18 protein-coding genes are annotated in these 17,460 nt (G+C 67.9%); 2 read left to right on the top strand and 16 right to left on the bottom strand.

The genetic code is table 11. The features are described 5' to 3' along the window. Positions 1 to 2 precede the first annotated feature (2 nt). A complete protein-coding gene (locus OZ671_RS16025) occupies positions 3 to 629 on the bottom strand; it encodes a helix-turn-helix transcriptional regulator (RefSeq protein ID WP_268861676.1) in 627 nt (208 codons plus the stop codon). 310 nt (positions 630 to 939) lie between these two features. Here OZ671_RS16025 and OZ671_RS16020 point away from each other — a divergent pair, with 310 nt between their 5' ends. After that, positions 940 to 1,287, top strand: a complete 348-nt coding sequence (locus OZ671_RS16020; RefSeq protein WP_268861675.1) for a DUF952 domain-containing protein — start codon at positions 940 to 942, stop codon at positions 1,285 to 1,287. A 97-nt stretch (positions 1,288 to 1,384) separates the two neighbouring features. After that, positions 1,385 to 1,777, top strand: a complete 393-nt coding sequence (gene apaG, locus OZ671_RS16015; protein ID WP_038305007.1) for a Co2+/Mg2+ efflux protein ApaG — start codon at positions 1,385 to 1,387, stop codon at positions 1,775 to 1,777. 15 nt (positions 1,778 to 1,792) lie between these two features. Here apaG and OZ671_RS16010 read toward each other — a convergent pair whose 3' ends face one another. The 15 genes from OZ671_RS16010 to OZ671_RS15940 form a co-directional block, all read right to left on the bottom strand. Then, positions 1,793 to 3,049: a multidrug effflux MFS transporter gene (locus OZ671_RS16010; RefSeq protein WP_103169650.1), complete on the bottom strand. Its 1,257-nt coding sequence runs from the start codon at positions 3,047 to 3,049 to the stop codon at positions 1,793 to 1,795. A 185-nt stretch (positions 3,050 to 3,234) separates the two neighbouring features. Continuing rightward, positions 3,235 to 4,014: an SDR family NAD(P)-dependent oxidoreductase gene (locus OZ671_RS16005; RefSeq protein WP_268861674.1), complete on the bottom strand. Its 780-nt coding sequence runs from the start codon at positions 4,012 to 4,014 to the stop codon at positions 3,235 to 3,237. A gap of 2 nt (positions 4,015 to 4,016) precedes the next feature. Beyond that, on the bottom strand, positions 4,017 to 5,033 hold the full coding sequence (locus OZ671_RS16000; protein ID WP_268861718.1) for a phosphotransferase family protein: 1,017 nt from the start codon (positions 5,031 to 5,033) through the stop codon (positions 4,017 to 4,019). Positions 5,034 to 5,050: 17 nt separating this feature from the next. Next, complete coding sequence (locus OZ671_RS15995) at positions 5,051 to 6,280, bottom strand: acyl-CoA dehydrogenase family protein (RefSeq protein WP_038305013.1); 1,230 nt, start codon at positions 6,278 to 6,280, stop codon at positions 5,051 to 5,053. 45 nt (positions 6,281 to 6,325) lie between these two features. Further along, a complete protein-coding gene (locus OZ671_RS15990) occupies positions 6,326 to 7,021 on the bottom strand; it encodes an ABC transporter ATP-binding protein (protein ID WP_268861673.1) in 696 nt (231 codons plus the stop codon). Continuing rightward, positions 7,021 to 7,797 carry an ABC transporter ATP-binding protein gene (locus OZ671_RS15985; RefSeq protein ID WP_268861717.1) on the bottom strand — a complete coding sequence of 259 codons (777 nt, stop codon included), beginning with the start codon at positions 7,795 to 7,797 and terminating at the stop codon, positions 7,021 to 7,023. Before OZ671_RS15985 ends, OZ671_RS15990 begins: the two co-directional genes overlap by 1 nt. A gap of 26 nt (positions 7,798 to 7,823) precedes the next feature. Continuing rightward, a complete protein-coding gene (locus tag OZ671_RS15980) occupies positions 7,824 to 9,074 on the bottom strand; it encodes a branched-chain amino acid ABC transporter permease (protein ID WP_268861672.1) in 1,251 nt (416 codons plus the stop codon). Further along, positions 9,071 to 10,009, bottom strand: a complete 939-nt coding sequence (locus OZ671_RS15975) for a branched-chain amino acid ABC transporter permease (protein WP_268861671.1) — start codon at positions 10,007 to 10,009, stop codon at positions 9,071 to 9,073. Before OZ671_RS15975 ends, OZ671_RS15980 begins: the two co-directional genes overlap by 4 nt. A 73-nt stretch (positions 10,010 to 10,082) precedes the next feature. Continuing rightward, complete coding sequence (locus OZ671_RS15970) at positions 10,083 to 11,330, bottom strand: branched-chain amino acid ABC transporter substrate-binding protein (protein ID WP_268861670.1); 1,248 nt, start codon at positions 11,328 to 11,330, stop codon at positions 10,083 to 10,085. A 148-nt stretch (positions 11,331 to 11,478) separates the two neighbouring features. Continuing rightward, positions 11,479 to 12,669, bottom strand: coding sequence for an acetyl-CoA C-acyltransferase (locus OZ671_RS15965; RefSeq protein WP_268861669.1), 1,191 nt, complete (start codon positions 12,667 to 12,669; stop codon positions 11,479 to 11,481). 26 nt (positions 12,670 to 12,695) lie between these two features. Continuing rightward, the gene (locus OZ671_RS15960) at positions 12,696 to 13,625 is read right to left on the bottom strand and encodes an SDR family NAD(P)-dependent oxidoreductase (RefSeq protein ID WP_038305023.1); all 930 of its coding nucleotides are present in this window, start codon (positions 13,623 to 13,625) and stop codon (positions 12,696 to 12,698) included. 11 nt (positions 13,626 to 13,636) lie between these two features. Beyond that, complete coding sequence (locus OZ671_RS15955; RefSeq protein ID WP_038305025.1) at positions 13,637 to 14,098, bottom strand: MaoC family dehydratase; 462 nt, start codon at positions 14,096 to 14,098, stop codon at positions 13,637 to 13,639. A 5-nt stretch (positions 14,099 to 14,103) separates the two neighbouring features. Next, positions 14,104 to 14,922, bottom strand: a complete 819-nt coding sequence (locus OZ671_RS15950; RefSeq protein ID WP_038305027.1) for an SDR family oxidoreductase — start codon at positions 14,920 to 14,922, stop codon at positions 14,104 to 14,106. A gap of 72 nt (positions 14,923 to 14,994) precedes the next feature. Continuing rightward, positions 14,995 to 16,134 carry an acyl-CoA dehydrogenase family protein gene (locus tag OZ671_RS15945; RefSeq protein ID WP_268861716.1) on the bottom strand — a complete coding sequence of 380 codons (1,140 nt, stop codon included), beginning with the start codon at positions 16,132 to 16,134 and terminating at the stop codon, positions 14,995 to 14,997. A 16-nt stretch (positions 16,135 to 16,150) separates the two neighbouring features. Next, on the bottom strand, positions 16,151 to 17,341 hold the full coding sequence (locus OZ671_RS15940) for an acyl-CoA dehydrogenase family protein (protein WP_268861668.1): 1,191 nt from the start codon (positions 17,339 to 17,341) through the stop codon (positions 16,151 to 16,153). Positions 17,342 to 17,460: the final 119 nt, after the last annotated feature.

The raw sequence follows: 17,460 nt of genomic DNA, 5'->3' as shown, positions 1-17,460 counted from the left end.
AGCTACTGGCTGACCCACATGATGCGCGCCATCCAGGCAACGTCGCCGACCGGAAAGATCCGGTCGGCATGGTCCGGATTGAGGGAGGCGAGCTCGACCGTCTTGTTGGTCTGGCGCTTCAGCTCCTTGGCCATGATCTCGCCGTCGCGGGTCTGCACCACGACGCGGTCGCCGCGCCGGATCGCCGCCGTCGGCGACACGACGATGCGGTCGCCGTCCCGATAGGCCGGCAGCATCGAATCGCCCTGGATCTCCAGCGCGAAGACCTTGTCATCGCCGAAATCGGGAAAGCTGACCTCATCCCAGCCCTCGCCCGCGGGAAAGCCGGCCTCGTCGAAGAAGCCGCCGGCGCCGGCCTGGGCGAGGCCGATGATCGGCAGAATCCGGGTCTTCGGCGCGGTGCGGCCGACCAGGCCGACGAAATCGCCGAAGGCGGTATGGGTGGCGGCCAGGATCTTGGCGACCGACTCGGTCGAGGGCCAGCGCTCGCGGCCGTCGCTCATCACCCGCTTGGAGCGGTTGAAGGTGGTGGCATCGAGCCCCGCGCGCTTGGCGAGCCCCGACGGGCTGAGCCCGTGGCTCTGTGCCAACCTGTCGATCGCAGACCAGATGTCGGCATGCGAGAACATGGGCGTCTCCCGCTCTTTCGCCGGCCGGCGGCCGACCCTCGTCAAGCGGCCTTGTGTCCCGCCTCCGAACGGCCTGCCGGATATGCGGGGCACGAGTACCTGTCATGGCCGGCGCGGCCCGATCCCGGCATTCGCCCCGAGCCTCGTTGCGGCGGGCGAGGCCGACGATCACGGCACCGGACAAGGACCTCCGTCCTTCTAATAGGACTGTTCACCTGTGCGTCGTCAATGGGGCCGGTCGTCCCGCGCCCTTGCCGGGCGCCGCCGTCTCGGTCAAACAACGCTCCGATCGCCCGAACGGAGGCTGCCGATGACCGCCACAATCTACAAGATCGCCGACGCCGCAACCTGGAATGCGGCGGTGGCCGCCGGACGGTTCACTGGCGCGCCGGTGGATCTTGCCGACGGCTACATCCATTTTTCCACGGCCGACCAGGTCCAGGAGACGGCGGCGCGCCATTTCGCCGGCAGGACCGGCCTGATCCTCGCGGCGATCGACGCCGCCGCCCTCGGCGCCGCGCTCAGATGGGAAGCCTCGCGCGGCGGGGCGCTGTTCCCGCATCTCTACGCCGACCTCGCCATGGGCGCGGTGAAATGGGCAAGGCCCCTGCCGCTCGGCGCCGATGGGCGCCATGTGTTCCCGCCGATGGAGGACTGACCGACCGGCCGTTGACACCGCGCCGGCAGATCGCACACTGGGCCTGGCACCGGGCGAGCCCGTGCCCGCCGAAGCCCACCAGCCATCGAGGGTATCAATGTATCGCGCTGTCACCCGCGGCATCCAGATCACGGTGACCCCGCAATTCATTCCCGAGCGCTCCTCGCCCGAGGAGCGGCGCTATTTCTGGGCCTATCGCATCGAGATCCTCAACCTGTCGGCCGATCGGGTGCAGCTGCGCACGCGCTACTGGCACATCACCGACGAGGTCGGGCAGGTGCAGGAGGTGCGCGGGGCGGGCGTCGTCGGCGAGCAGCCGGTGCTCGAGCCCGGCGGCGCGTTCGAATATACGTCCGGCTGCCCGCTGTCGACGCCGACCGGCATCATGGTCGGCCACTATGTGATGGTGACCGACCGCAACGAGAGCTTCCAGGCCGAGATTCCCGCCTTTTCGCTCGACAGCCCGCATGCCCGCCGCACGGTGAACTGACCGCTTCGCCGACGGTCAGACCGGCTGCTGATGCGGCCGGAACAGCCGGCCGCGCTCGGCGACCAGCACCATGGCGAGCGCGATGAGGCCGCAGACGGCGAAGCCCAGCGTGTTCGGTACCGACGTGCCGTCGAAATGCTGGCCGATGAAGAAGCCGATCAGGGCGCCGCCGACCGTCGAGACGAAGCCCTGCACCGAAGAGGCCGTGCCGGCGACATGGCCGAGCGGATCCATCGCCATGGCGCCGAAATTGGAGGCGACGAGGCCGAAGCAGAACATGGTCGCCGCCTGCATGACCGCGAAGATCCAGAGCCGCTCGGTCATGCTGAACGCGATCGCGGCATGCGCCGTGGTGATCACGATGAAGCCGATCAGCGCGGCGTGCGAGACGCGCCGCATGCCGAGCCGGCCGACGATGCGGGAATTGAGGAAGGAGGCGAGCCCCATGAAGGCGGCGATCGCCGCGAAGATGACGGTGAACGTCGCCTCCGCCTTGAACACGTCGACGAAGAGCTGCTGGGCGGTGTTGATGAAGCCGAACAGGCCGCCGATGATGAAGGTCATGGCCAGCATGTAGCCGACGGCGAGGCGGTTGGTCAGGCTCTCGGCAAAGGCATGCGCGATCGGCCCGACGGCGATGGGCACCCGGTTCTCCTCGTGCAGCGTCTCCGGCAGGCGCCAGGCGACGACGACCAGCGCCACGATGCCGAACAGCGCGAGGAAGGCGAAGATCCAGCGCCAGTCGGCGAACAGCACGATGAGCTGACCGATCGAGGGCGCCAGGATCGGCGCCGTCAAGAAAACGATCATGGCGAGCGACATCACTCGCGCCATCTGCCGGCCGGAATAGCAGTCGCGCACGATCGACACCGTCAGGACGCGCGTGCCGCCGGCGCCGATCCCCTGCAGGACGCGGGCGATCATCATGGCCTGGAACGTGCCGGCAAAGGTCGCCATCACGCTCGCTGCGGCATAGACGAAGAGCCCTGCCAGCAGCACGGTGCGCCGGCCGAAGCGGTCGGCCAGCGTGCCGTAGACGATCTGGCTCGCGCCGAAGCCGAGCAGATAGGCGGTGAAGATCCACTGCCGGTCGCTGACGACGGCGATGCCCAGGGCCTCGCCGATCTCGGGCAGGGCCGGAAGCATGGAATCGATGGCGAGCGCATTGGTCGCCATCAGCGCGGCCATGAGCAGGACGAACTGGCCGAAGCCGAGGCCGGGATGCGGACTTGCTTCGGACGATCCCGGTTCGCGGGCGGAAGTGTCGGACATGAAAAAAGCCTGGATCTCCGGCGGGGCGATCCCGGCCGGCGGAAAACATGTGTCGATATCGTCGATGAACCCCAGGTCATAACGGCAAAGGCGCGGCCTGGCGAGCCCCGAGGGAGCTTGCCCGCCGTGCACGAACCGGGGCACGGAATGAAGGCGGCGCTTCAGCGAGCCGGCAATGGAGCGGCTCAGACGGCGGTCAGGCCGCCGTCGATGACCAGGGCCTGCCCGGTCATGAAGGAGTTTTCCGGCGAGCAGATCCACAGCATGGCCTGGACGATCTCGTCGGCCGTTCCCGGCCGCCGCATGGGCATGGCCTGGACCAGGCGGGCGATGGTATCCTCGCGCGTGCCGTCCTGCTTGACCAGCGAGTCGGTCAACATCGGCGTCTCGGCGAAGGCCGGGCAGATCGCGTTGATGCGCAGGCCCTTGCGCGCGGTCTCGGCGGCTGCCGTGCGGGTGAGGCCGATGACCGCGTGCTTGGCCGCGGCATAGGCGCCGAGCAGCGGCGCGCCGACGACGCCGGCGACCGAGGCGGTGTTGAGGATGACGCCGTGGCCCTGCCGCTCCATGACCGGGATCTGAGCCTTCATCCCGTGGAAGACACCCATGACATTGACGTCGAACATGCGCCGCATCAGCGCCTCGTCGCTGTCGGCGAGCTTGATCGTGCCATGGGCGACGCCGGCATTGTTGAGCGCGACGTCGAGCCGGCCGAAGCGGCCGGTCGCGGTCTCGACCAGGGCGGCGACCGCCGCCCCGCTGGCCACGTCGGTCACCGCGGTGACGGCCTCGCCGCCGGCCTCGCGGACGAGCTCGGCGGTCGCATCGAGACCGTCGCGGTTGATGTCGCCGAGGACGAGCCTTGCTCCTTCGCCGGCAAAGCGCTCCGCCGCGCGCCGACCGAAGCCGCTCGCCGCGCCGGTGATCAGAACGACGCTGTCCTTGAAACGCGCAGCCGATGCCATGGTCATTCCTTTTCGATCACGTCGAGCGCCATCCGGGCGAGGATGGGCACGTTGCGGCGTGCCTTGAGCGCCCGCTCGGGGTTCGAGGCATTGCCCGACAGGGCGCGCTTGAGGACGCCCTGCAGGATCGCCGCCAGCCGGAAGAAGGCGAAGGCGAGATGGAACTGCCAGTCCGGAATCCGGCCGAAGCCGGTGCGCTCGCCATAGAGCGCGACATAGTCGGCCTCGGTCGGAATGCCGGTCGCCGCGCGGTCGACCCCGGCGAGGCCGCGGAACGTGCCCTCGTTCGGCAGGCGCCACTGCATGCACTGATAGGCGAGATCGGCAAAGGGATGGCCCACCGTCGACAGCTCCCAGTCGACGATGGCCAGCAGCTTCGGCGCATCGTGCGCGAACAGCATGTTGTCGATGCGATAGTCGCCATGGACGAGGCTCGCCCGGCCGTCGTCGGCCGGCAGGTTCTCGGTCAGCCAGGCGATCAGCCGGTCCATGTCCGGGATCGGGTCGGTCTCGGAGGCCCGGTAGTTTTCGGTCCAGCGCGACAGCTGGCGCGCGAAATAGTTGCCCGGCTTGCCGAAATCCGACAGGCCGACCGCGGCGACATCGACGCGGTGCAGGGCGGCGAGCGCCGCGTTCATCGCGTCATAGACGCCGGCACGGTCGGCAACCGTCGCGTCCGGCATGGCCGGATCCCAGATGATCCGGCCCTCGACGAACTGCATGACGAAGAAGGCGGTGCCGATGACGCCGTCGTCCTCGCACAGCACATACATTTCCGGCACCGGCACGGCCGTGTTCCAGAGCGCCTTCATCACCCGGTATTCCCGGTCGACCGCATGGGCCGATTTCAGCAGCTGGCCAGGCGGCTTCTTGCGCAGCACCGCCTTGCCGCCGGCATGGGTGAGAAGGAAGGTCGGGTTCGACTGGCCGCCGGAGAACTTCTCGGCCTTGACCGGGCCCTTGAAGCCCGGCCAATGCGCTTCGAGATAGCGTCCGAGCGCCGCCTCGTCGATGGTCATCGCCGGCGCCGTCACGCTCAGGCTCCCCTGTTGACGTAGCGCTTCAGCTCGGTGCGGGCGACCTGGCGGCGGTGCACCGCATCCGGGCCGTCGGCGAAGCGCAGCGTGCGCAGGCCGGTCCACATCTTGGCGAGCGGCGTGTCCTGGCTGACGCCGGCGCCGCCGTGCATCTGCATGGATTCGTCGACCACCTTCAGCGCCATGCGCGGCGCCACCACCTTGATCTGCGAGATCCAGTGGGCGGCCTCGACCTTGGAGACGTTGTCCATCATCCAGGCCGCCTTCAGGCAGAGCAGCCGGGCCATCTCGATCTCCATCCGGCATTCCGCGATGATGTCGAAATTGGCGCCGAGATCCATCAGCTTCTTGCCGAAGGCCTCGCGCGCCGCGGCGCGCTTGCACATCAGCTCCAGCGCCCGCTCGGCCTGGCCGATGGCACGCATGCAGTGATGGATGCGGCCCGGCCCGAGCCGGCCCTGCGCCACCTCGAAGCCGCGGCCGCGGCCGAGAATGAGGTTGTCCTTCGGCACCCGGACATTCTCGAAGCGGATATGCATGTGGCCATGCGGGGCATCGTCATTGCCGAAGACCTGCATCGGACGCAGGATGGTGACGCCCTTGGTGCCGGCCGGCACCAGGATCTGGCTGTGGCGCTTGTGCTTGTCGGCGTCCGGATCGGTGACGCACATGGTGATGTAGATCTTGCAGCGCGGATCGCCGGCGCCCGACGCCCACCATTTCTCGCCGTTCATCACCCATTCGTCGCCGTCGAGCACGGCCGACAGCGAGATGTTGGTGGCGTCGGATGAGGCGACCTGCGGCTCGGTCATCAGATAGGCCGAGCGGATCTCGCCGGCGAGCAGCGGCTTCAGCCACTTCTCCTTCTGCGCCGGCGTGCCGTAGCGCTCGATCACCTCCATGTTGCCGGTGTCGGGCGCCGAGCAGTTGAAGGTCTCGGCGGCGAGATGCGAGCGGCCCATCTCCTCGGCGAGATAGGCATATTCGACCGTCGTCAGCCCGTAGCCCTGGTCGGAACCGGTGAGCCAGAAGTTCCAGAGCTTCTTCTCCCGGGCCTTCGCCTTCAGCCCTTCGAGGATCTCGATCTGGCGCGGCGTCATGACGAAGCGGTCGCCGGCCTTGCCGATCTCCGCCTCGTATTCATGCTCCAGCGGAACGACCTCGTCGCGGATCATGGCGCGGACCTGGTCGACGAGCGGCTTCACGCGGTCGGACATTCCGAGGAACATGGCTTTCTCCTTCACCTTCTCTGTTCAATCTCTGACCAGGCGCGCTCACACCTCGAGCCATTCCTTGCGGACGGCCTCGCTGGCCTTGAGTTCGGCGGGCGTGCCTTCGAACACGATCTGCCCGTGGCCCATGACATAGACGCGATGGGAAATGTCGAGCGCGATCGACAATTTCTGCTCGACCAGCAGGATCGCGACGCCGCGCCGCGCGATCTCGACGATCAGCTCGCCGACCTGGCGGACGATGAGCGGGGCAAGGCCCTCGGTCGGCTCGTCGATCATGACGAGGTCGGGGTCGCCCATCATGGTCCGGCACATGGTGAGCATCTGCTTCTCGCCGCCGGACAGGACGCCCGCCGGCGCATCGGCGCGCGCGGCGAGATTGGGGAACATGTCGAGCGAGCCCTGGATGGTCCAGCGCCCCTCGGCCTTCGGGTCCTTCATGCCGAGCATCAGGTTCTGCCGGACGGTGAGATCCGGGAAGATGTCGCGATGCTCGGGCACGTAGCCGATGCCGAGGCGAGCGATGCGGTAGCTCGGCAGGCCGGCGATCTCCCGGCCCTTGAAGCGGATCGAGCCGCGCGGCGCGACCTCGCCCATGATCGCCTTGACGGTGGTGGAGCGGCCGACGCCGTTGCGGCCGAGCAGGCTGACCACCTCGCCGGCGCCAATCGCCAGGTCGACGCCCTGCAGGATGTGGCTCTTGCCGTAGAAGGCGTGAAGGCGGGAGACCTCGAGCATCAGGCGGCCTCCTCGCCAAGATAGGCTTCCTTGACACGCCTGTCGGCGCGGATCTCGGCCGGCGTGCCGGAGGCGATGATCTGGCCGTAGACGAGCACGGAGATGCGGTCGGCGAGACCGAAGACCACGCTCATGTCGTGCTCGACGATGAGCAGCGTCCGCCCCTCCGTGACCTTGCGGATCAGCGCCACGGCACGCTCGGTCTCATGGGCGCTCATGCCGGCGGTCGGCTCGTCGAGCAGGATGACCTTGGCGCCGCCGGCAATGGTGACGCCGATCTCCAGCGCGCGCTGGTCGGCATAGGACAGGAGGCCGGCCGGCGAATGACGCACGCCGGCGAGACCGATCAGCCCAAGGATCTCCTCGGCGCGCTCGTTGACGTCGCGCATGCCGCCGATCGCGCGCCAGAAGACGTAGCGATGGCCGAGCGCCCAGAGCGTCGCGCAGCGGATATTTTCGTAGACGCTCATATTGTGGAAGATGTTGGTGACCTGGAACGAGCGCGACAGGCCACGCCGGTTGATCTGATAGGCCGGCGCGCCGGCGACCGGCGCCCCGTCGATCAGGATCTCGCCTGAGCTCGGCGGGAAGGCGCCGGAGATCAGGTTGAACAGCGTCGACTTGCCGGCGCCGTTCGGGCCGATCACCGCATGGCGCTCGCCGCTCGCGACCTCCAGATCGACCGAGCGGATGATCTCGGCCGCGCCGAAGCGCTTCACCACCTTGCGCAGCGACAGGATGCTGCTGGCCGGGGCGTTCGTGGCTGTGCCGGTCATGGTCGCTCCGGTCATGGTTGGCCCGGTCATGGCGCCACCTCCTTCAGGCGCAGCGCGGCGCCGAGCGAGCCGCGCCGGCGCCAGCGCACCGCGACCGTCACGATGGCGAGGCCGAGGGCGAGGAGCGCGATCGCCACGATCCAGCTCGCCACCGCCTCGTGCGGGAAGCTCAGCCCGAACGCGCTCAGCACCCGGCCGTCCTCGCGCAGGCGATAGGCCATTTCGATGATCATCACGGTGCCGGCGAAGGCGACCACCGCGCCGGCCGTGCCGAGCAGCCAGCCCGGCAGCTTCTCGGCGAGCTCGCCGCGCCTGACGGCGCCGATGATCTGCGCCACCATGCCGCCGATGCCATAGGGCGCGAACATGACGACCACCACGAACAGCAGACCGAGATAGAGCTGCCAGACCTTGGTGAAGTCGGACAGCATGGACTGCATGAAGGAGATCAGAACGGCGCCGATGATCGGCCCGTAGAACACCGCCATGCCACCGATATAGGTCATCAGCAGCACCGCGCCGGAATTCAGCGCGCCGAGCTTCTCCGGCGTGATGATCTCGAAATTGACCGCCGACAGCGAGCCGGCGAGACCGGCGAAGCCGCCCGAGATCAGGAAGACCAGATAGCGCACGCGCTGCGGATCGTAGCCGATGAAGGCGACGCGGTCCGGATTGTCGCGCACGGCATTGGCGAGCCGGCCGAGCGGCGTGCGGGTGAAGGCCCACATGGCGAAGGACGCCGCGAACACCCAGAAGGCGATGAAGTAGTAGACGTTGATCTGCGGGCCGAGCGAGAAGCCCAGCGGTTCCGGGCCTGCCGAGCGGTCGCCGGAAATGCCTTCCTCGCCGCCGAAGATCGAAACGAACATCAGGCCCGAGGCGGCGATCAGTTCGCCGACGCCGAGCGAGATCATGGCAAACGGCGTGCCCGACCGTCGACAGGAGAACCAGCCGATGACGGCGCCCGCCGCCATGCCGGCGGCGAAGCCGACCAGCGGCAGCAGGGCCACGGGAATGCCGAGGCGCTGCGACTTGATCGCCGCCATCAGATGGATGGCGGCATAGCCGCCGAGCCCGAAATAGACGGCATGGCCGAAGGAGAGCATGCCGGACTGGCCGAGCAGCATGTTGTAGGCGAGCGCGAAGACGATCCACACGCCCATGATGTTCATGAGGGTGAGAGAGGTGCGCGAGGGGAAGATGTTCGGCAGGACGATCAGCAGCACGGCGAAGCCGAGCCAGACCGCGGCGGTCTTGAGGGTCGAGGATCCGGTCATGTCTCGCGAGCTCCCATCAGGCCGCGCGGCCGGAAGATCAACACCAGGACGAGGATGAGGAAGGGCAGCATCGGCGCGACCTGCGACAGCGTGATGCGGCCGAGATCGGAGCGGTTGGAGACGACGACGCCGAACCGTGCGAGCAGGTCGGAGAGCGAGGCGTCGACCGCCACCGCGAAGGTCTGGATGAGGCCGATGAGCAGGGAGGCGACGAAGGCGCCGCCGAGCGACCCCATGCCGCCGACCACGACGACGACAAAGACGATCGGCCCGAGCGTCAGGGCCATGGCCGGATCGGTGACAAGCAGCGCGCCGCCGATGACGCCGGCGAGGCCGGCCATGGCGCAGCCGACCGCGAATACGCCCATGAAGACCAGCGGTACGTTGTGGCCGAGATGGCCGACCATGTGCGGGTTGGAGAGCGAGGCCTGCACGATGAGGCCGACGCGCGTGCGCTTCAGCAGCATCCAGAGCGCCACGAACATGGCGATGGCCACGACCATCATGAAGATGCGGAAGGCCGGATATTGCGTGCCCCAGAGCGTGAACAGCGGCTGCTGGAGGATCGGCGGCGGCGTGTAGGGCAAGGGGTTCTTGCCCCAGATCAGCTTGACGATCTCCTCGATCAGATAGGCGATGCCGAAGGTGAACAGGAGCTCGGCGACATGGCCGTTGCGATGCACGTGGCGCAGGCCGAAGCGCTCGACGAGCGCGCCGATGAGCCCCACCAGCAGCGGCGCGAGCAGGAGCGCGATCCAGAAGCCGGTCTGGGCACCGACCGTATAGGCGAAATAGGCACCCAGCATGTAGAAGCTGGCATGGGCGAAATTGAGCACGCCCATCATCGAAAAGATCAGCGTCAGCCCGCTCGCGAGCATGAACAGCAACAAACCGTAGAGCACGCCATTCAGCGTGGAGAAGACGATCGTCTCCATGCGCATCAGCCTCCGGAGCCGGACAGGACGGGGGCACGGCGGGCCGGACGACCGGCCCGCCGCGACGTTCCGATCAGGCGCCCGGGCGGCGCATCTGGCAGGTGGTCGGCATGGCCGTCGCCTGCCCCTCGATCTTGACGTCGGTCTTGAAGCCGAAGCCGGTATTGTCGATGTCGAACCTCACGTTGTCCGACAGCGTCGAGATGAACAGCGGCTGGATCAGCTGGTGGTTGTCCTTGCGCATCTGGGCGCGGCCGGTCTCGATCGGGATGTCCATGCCTTCCAGCGCCAGCGCCACCTCGCGCGGCTCCGCCGACTTGGTGTCGTTCATCGCCTTGGCCAGCATGTCGAACATCACCTTCACCCGATAGTAGTAGTAGTCGAGGTTGCGGTGCTTGGCCTTGAACGCGCGGACGATGTCGTCCATCCCGATATCGGGAATGTTCGAATGCCATTCGGTGACCTGGCGGACGAGCCCGACGCCACCGCGGCCGATGCCGGCGACCGCGCCGAGGCCGCCACCGTAATAGGTGAAATAGGGCACGTTGAAGCCGGCATCCGACGAGGCCTTGATCAGCAGCTGCATGTCGTTGCCCCAGTTGCCGGTGATCACGGCCTGGGCGCCCGCCGAGCGGATCTTGGTGATGTAGGGCGAGAAGTCGCGGACGCGCGCCAGCGGGTGCAGCTCGTTGCCGACGATCTGGATGTCGGGGCGCTTGGCCGCCAGCATCTTCACCGCGCTCTCGGCCAGCGCCTTGCCGAAGGAATAGTCCTGGCCGATGATGTAGATGCGCTTCAGGTCCGGCTGGCCCTTGATGTAGTCGGTCAGCGCCGACATCTTCATGTCGGAATCGGCGTCGAAGCGGAAATGCCAGAACGAGCACTTGTCGTTGGTGAAGATCGGCTCGACCGCCGCATAGTTCAGGTACATCACCGACTGGCGCGGATTGCGCGCATTGTGCTTCTCGATCGCATCGATCAGCGCCGAGGCCACCGACGAGCCGTTGCCCTGCGACACGAAGCGGATGCCCTGGTCGATCGCCTTTTCGAGCTGGACGATCGCTTCCTGCGGATTGAGCTTGTTGTCGAAACCGACGACTTCGAGCTTGCGCCCGCCGGCGACCCCGCCGGCCGCGTTGATCCTCTCGGCCTCGAATTCGAACTGCTTCAACCCGCCGTCGCCGACGGGCGCCATGAAGCCCGACAGGGGATCGATGAAGGCGATGCGCACCGGACCGGACTGAGCCGAGGCCGGCAGGCTCGACAGCGCGGCGGCGGCAAGGCCCGAACCGACGACCTGGCGGCGGGTGACGTGAGACATGTTTTCCTCCATTGGCGCGGCGACCAGGCCGCAATCGGCGGCACGCGCCGCCCGGTTTCCTCTGAACGTCAAGGCCGCTTGCTGCGGCTCTTCGCGATTGAGCGGAAGGCGGCCTCGAGCGGCCGCCTTCCCTTTCCAGTCAATCAGGTCAGGCGACCTCGAACAACCCTGCGGCGCCCATGCCGCCGCCGATGCACATGGTCACGACCACGTGCTTGGCGCCGCGCCGCTTGCCCTCGATGAGGGCATGGCCGACGAGGCGCGCGCCCGACACGCCATAGGGGTGGCCGACCGCGATGGCGCCACCGTCGACGTTCAGCCGGTCGTTCGGAATGCCGAGCTTGTCGCGGCAGTAGATGACCTGCACGGCGAAAGCCTCGTTGAGCTCCCAGAGGTCGATGTCCTCGACCTTCAGCCCGGCGCGCTTCAGGAGCTTCGGCACGGCGAAGACCGGGCCGATGCCCATTTCGTCGGGCTCGCAGCCGGCGACCGCGAAGCCCTTGAAGATGCCGAGCGGAGCGAGGCCGCGCTGCTCGGCGAGCTTGCCGTCCATGACGATCGCCATGGAGGCACCGTCGGAGAACTGGCTGGCATTGCCGGCGGCGATCACGCCGCCCTCGATGGCCGGGCGGATCTTGGCGACGCCCTCATAGGTGGTGTCGGCGCGGATGCCCTCGTCCTCGGTCAGCGTCACCTCCTGCTGCCAGGTGCGCACGACCTCCTTCTTCTCGTTCATCTCCGTCATGGTCATGGAGGTGGTGAACGGCACGATCTCGTCGTCGAACTTGCGGCCCTGGCGGGCGGCGGCGGCGCGGCGCTGGCTCTCGACGCCATATTCGTCCTGCAGCTGCCGCGAGATGTTGTAGCGCTTGGCCACCGTCTCGGCGGTCTGCAGCATGGGCCAGTAGATTTCCGGCTTGTGCTGCTTCAGCCAGGGATCGATCAGGTTCGACCGGTTGGCCTGGTTCTGCACCAGCGAGATCGACTCGACGCCGCCGGCGGCGAAGATGTCGCCTTCGCCGGCGATGATCCGCTGGGCGGCGGTGGCGATCGTCTGCAGGCCGGACGAGCAGAAGCGGTTCACCGTCAGGCCGGAGACGCTGACCGGGCAGCCGGCCGAGATCGCGATCTGGCGGGCGATGTTGGAACCGGTGGCGCCTTCCGGATTGGCGCAGCCGACGATCACGTCCTCGACCTCGCCCGGATCGATCTTGGCGCGCTGGATGGCGTGCTTGGTGGCGTGCCCGCCCATGGCCGCGCCATGGGTGTTGTTGAGCGCGCCCTTCCAGGACTTGGCAAGGCCCGTGCGGGCGGTGGAGACGATGACGGCTTCACGCATGGCTCTCTCCTCGTGTCGGGTCGCGATCAGCCGCGCGGCGGCAGGGTGATGCCCTTGGCCGCGGCGGCTTTCATTGCGAATTTGGTGGTCTGCTCGAAGGCGCCCTGCAGCGCTTTCTGGCCGGACGCGTCCGAGATGTCCTCGAAGCGGGCGGCGATGGTTTCGGGCGTCCGCTCGGCCTCGTCGAGATAGATGCCGTCGGTCTCGTAGATCATGGTGCGGGCATAGGCGCCCGCGCCGGCGCACAGGATGACCCGCGACGGCGCCTTCTCGCTGACCAGGAACAGGACGCCGGGCGTGATCGATTCCGGGGTCAGCAGGGCGAGCGCCTCCTTCGACATCAGGTCTTCGGTCATGCGCGTCGCGGCGGTCGGCGCCAGCGTGTTGACGCGGATGTCGTTCTTGGCGCCTTCCAGGTGCAGCACGTTCATCAGGCCGACCATGGCGGCCTTGGCGGCGCCGTAGTTGGACTGGCCGAAATTGCCGTAGAGGCCCGACGAGGACGAGGTGAAGACGATGCGGCCATAGTTCTGGTTGCGCATGATCTCCCACACCGCCTTGGTGCAGTTGACCGTGCCCATCAGGTGCACCGCGACCACCGCCTCGAAATCGGCGAGCTCCATCTTCACGAAGGTCTTGTCGCGCAGGATGCCGGCATTGTTGACGAGAATGTCGATGCGGCCCCACTTGGCCATGGTCTTGGCCACCATGTCCTGGACCTGCACGGGATCGGCGACATTGGCGCCGTGGGCGATCGCCTCGCCGCCGGCGGCGACGATCTCGGCCACCACCTTGTCGGCGGCTTCCGACGAGCCGCCGGTGCCGTCACGGGCGCCGCCGAAATCGACGACGACCACCTTGGCGCCGCGCGCGGCAAGGCCGAGTGCATGGGAACGGCCGAGGCCGTTGCCGGCCCCGGTGACGATGGCGACGCGCCCGTCGAAACGAATGGTCATTGTTCAGATCCTCATGCCAGATAGGTGAGCGTGACCCAGTCGGCGACGACCGCCGGCTTGTCGCTGCCGTCGACCTCCACGGTCACGCCATAGGTCAGCTGATGCTGCTTGGGATTCTTCGATTCCAGCGCCTTCAGGGTGAAGCGGCCGCGCACCCGCGCGCCGGAGCGGACCGGCGAGACCATGCGCAGCTTGTCGAAGCCGTAATTGACGCCCATGGCGCGGCCGGCGATCTCCGGCAGCGCGTCGATGGCGAAGGCCGAGAACATCGAGACGGTCAGGAAGCCGTGCGCGATGGTGCCGCCGAACGGCGTCTGCTTGGCCTTGACCGGATCGATATGGATGAACTGGTGGTCGAGGGTGATGTCGGCGAAGGCATCGATGGTGCCCTGGCTGATCTCGAACCATTTGGAGACGCCGATCTCCTGGCCGATCTGGCCCTTCAGGTCATCGATGGTCACGTGCTTGGCCATGGTCGTCACTCTCCTCCGAACAGCTTGTGGCCGCTATCGACGCCGATGCCGCCGTCGACCGGCAGGATCGCGCCGGTCGTATAGGCGCCGCCGCGGCCGCACAGGAACAGGAGACAGCCCATGATGTCGCTCGGCCGGCCGATGCGGCCGAGGGGGCTGTCCTGCTCGGCGCGCGCCTTGCCCGCCTCGCTCGACAGCGCGAACGCGGTCATGCGGCTCATGAACGGGCCGGGCGCGATGGCGTTGACGGTAATCTGCCGGTGCGCGAGCTCGATGGCCAGGATCTTGGTGAGATGGTGCACGGCCGCCTTGGAGGCCGCATAGGAATAGGCGCCGGCGCCGACCGGCTGCGTGCCCATGACCGAGCCGACATTGACGACACGCGCCGGATCGTCGGGGCTGGCGGCCTTGTCGAGCAGCGGCAGGAGTTCGCGGGTCAGCGTGAACAGGCCGGCGACATTGACCGACATGACGCCGTCCCAGGCCTTGAACGGGAAGCGTTCCAGCGGCTCGCCCCAGGTCTTGCCGGCATTGTTCCAGAGAATGTCGAGCCGGTCGGTGCGCGCCCTGACCGCATCGGCGAGCGCGACGACGCCGGCTTCCGTGCCGACATCGCCGGCAAAGCCTTCCGCCCGGCCCGGTCCGCCGAGGCCGTTGAGCTCGGCAGCGACCGCCTCGCAGGCATCGCCCTTGCGCGAGGCGATGAGCACGCGGGCGCCCGCCATGACCAGGGCTTCGGCCCCCATGCGGCCGATGCCGGTGGCGCCGCCGGTGACCAAGGCGGTCTTGCCCTTGAGACCGAAGAGATCGTCGAGAAAAGCCATGGCCAGCCTATTCATTCCTCAAGAAATCGAGCCCCCGACCGTGCGGGGGCTCCGCTCGTTGCGCCGTCCCGATCAGAAGCCGCGCGCCAGCGCCACCCGGTCGGCATGGAAGTCGGCGTCGCCATAGAGTTCGGAGGCGACCTGCATGCGCTTGGCGAAAAGACCGATGTCGATGGCATCGGTCATGCCGATGCCCCCGTGCATCTGGATCGCCTCCTGGGCCGCGAGGCGGGCGACGGACGCGGCCTTGGCCTTGGCGACCGAGACGGCGAGCGCGGCGCCGGCCGGGTCGTCGTCGAGCGCCTGCAGCGCGGCGAGCACGGCCGACTTGACGATCTCGATCTCGCAGAAGAGCTGGGCGGCGCGGTGCTGCAGCGCCTGGAACGATCCGATGGTGCGGCCGAACTGCTTGCGCTCGCGGAGATAGGCGACCGTGCGGCCGAAGGTCTCCTGGGCATTGCCCGAGAGCTCCGCGGCAAGGCCGGCGCGGCCCGCGCCGAGCACGACCTCGAGCAGGCCGAGGCCGTCGTCGACCTCGCCGACGACATCCGCGCCGGTCACCTGGACATCGTCGAAGCCGAGCCTGGCCGCGCCGCGGGCATCGAGCGTCGCGATCCGCTCGGTCTCGAGGCCCTTCGCCCTGGCATCGACGAGGAACAGGCTGATGCCCTTGTCCTCGCCGGCGCTGCCGGCCGTGCGCGCCGCGACCAGCACCGCATCGGCGACATGGCCGTCGGCCACCATGGTCTTGACGCCGTTCAGCTTGAAGCCGTTGCCCGAGGCCTCCGCCGTGAGCGCGGTTGCCGCCGGCGCATGGCGCCGGCCTTCGTCGACGGCGGTCGCGATGATCGCCTCGCCGCGCGCGATCGCCGGCAGCCAGCGCTCCTTCTGGGCGGCGCTGCCGCCGCGCGACAATGCCGTCGCCGCCATGACGGCGGTCGAGAGGAAGGGCGAGGCGGCGAGCGTGCGGCCCATCTCCTCGCAGACGAGGCCGGCGCCGACAAAACCGAAGCCGAGCCCCCCGGCCTCTTCCGGCACCAGAATGCCGGTCCAACCCATCTCCGCCATGTCGCGCCAGAGCGCACGGTCGAAACCGTCGGCGACGCGTTCGTCGCGCAGGCGCCGGAGTGCCGCCACCGGCGACTTCTCGCTCACGAAACCGCGGGCGGCATCCTGGAGCAGGCGCTGGTCTTCATTCAGAACGAGCATAATGAACTCCCGCTCGGGCTCAGGCGGAGGGCAGGTCGAGCAGGCGCTTGGCGACGATGTCGAGCATCACCTCCGACGTGCCGCCTTCGATCGAATTGGCCTTGGTGCGCAGCCAGGACCGGGGCAGATCGCCGTCGTTGGAGCGCTGGCCTTCCCATTCCAACCCGTCATGACCGGCGAGCCGCATGATCAGCTCGTAGCGGCGCTTGTTCAGCTCGGTGCCGTAATATTTGAGCACGGCCGACTTGTCGCCGACGCCGCGGCCGCCAGCCGCCGCCTCGTCCTTGTAGCGCGCCATGGTGGCGGCGAAGGCGAGCGCGTCGACCTCGGCGCGCGCGGCATCGGTGCGCAGGAAGGCATCCGCCAGCCGGCCGCCGGCATCAAGCCCGACCTCCTCGGCGGCAAGCTGTCCGGGCGACCGGCCGGTGGTAAGGCCGCCGGTGCCGCCGCCGATCATCTCGCGCTCGTGCGTGAGCAGATATTTGGCGATGTCCCAGCCGCGGTTGAGCGTGCCGACGAGATTGGCCTTCGGCACCTTCACGCCGTCGAAGAAGGTCTCGCAGAACGGCGACTTGCCGGAGATCAGCGTGATCGGCTTGGTCGAGACGCCCGGCCAGGTCATGTCGAACAGGACGAAGGAAATGCCGAGATGCTTGGGCGCCGCCGGATCGGTGCGCACCAGGCAGAAGATCATGTCGGCCTTGTCGGCATAGCTCGTCCAGATCTTCGAGCCGGTGACGACGAAATGGTCGCCGGCATCCTCGGCGCGGGTCTGCAGCGAGGCAAGGTCGGAGCCGGCATTCGGCTCCGAATAGCCCTGGCACCAGCGGATCTCGCCGCGCGCGATGCGCGGCAGATGTTCCTTCTTCTGCTCTTCGCTGCCGAAGGCGAGAAGGGCCGGCCCCAGCATCCAGATGCCGAAGCTCTCGAGCGGCGAGCGCGCGCCGATCGCCGCCATCTCCTGCTTCAGCACCTTCACCTGTTCATGGTCGAGGCCGCCGCCGCCATAGGCCTTGGGCCAGGCCGGCACGGTCCAGCCGCGCGCGGCCATGCGCTCCATCCAGACGCGCTGCGCCTCGGATTGGAAAACCCAGTTGCGGCCGCCCCAGCAGATGTCCTCGTCGCCATGCGTCGGGGTCCGCATTTCCGGGGGGCAGTTGGCGTCGAGCCAAGCGCGCGTCTCCAGCCGAAAGGCCTCCAGCGCATCCATCGGCGTCTCCCTCGCGGCCGGTGATCTTTTTGAACCCGGCGCTGCTTTCGTTCATTGACGCGCCCGCCGGGGCGGGGACATACTCGGGAGTATGTTCGGGCCGAAATGGCTTGTCGAGA

This window comes from Phreatobacter sp. AB_2022a (genome assembly GCF_026847585.1).
GTDB lineage: Bacteria > Pseudomonadota > Alphaproteobacteria > Rhizobiales > Phreatobacteraceae > Phreatobacter.
The sequence above is the reverse complement of the archived record's forward strand: the minus strand, read 5'-3'. Positions and strand labels throughout refer to the sequence as shown.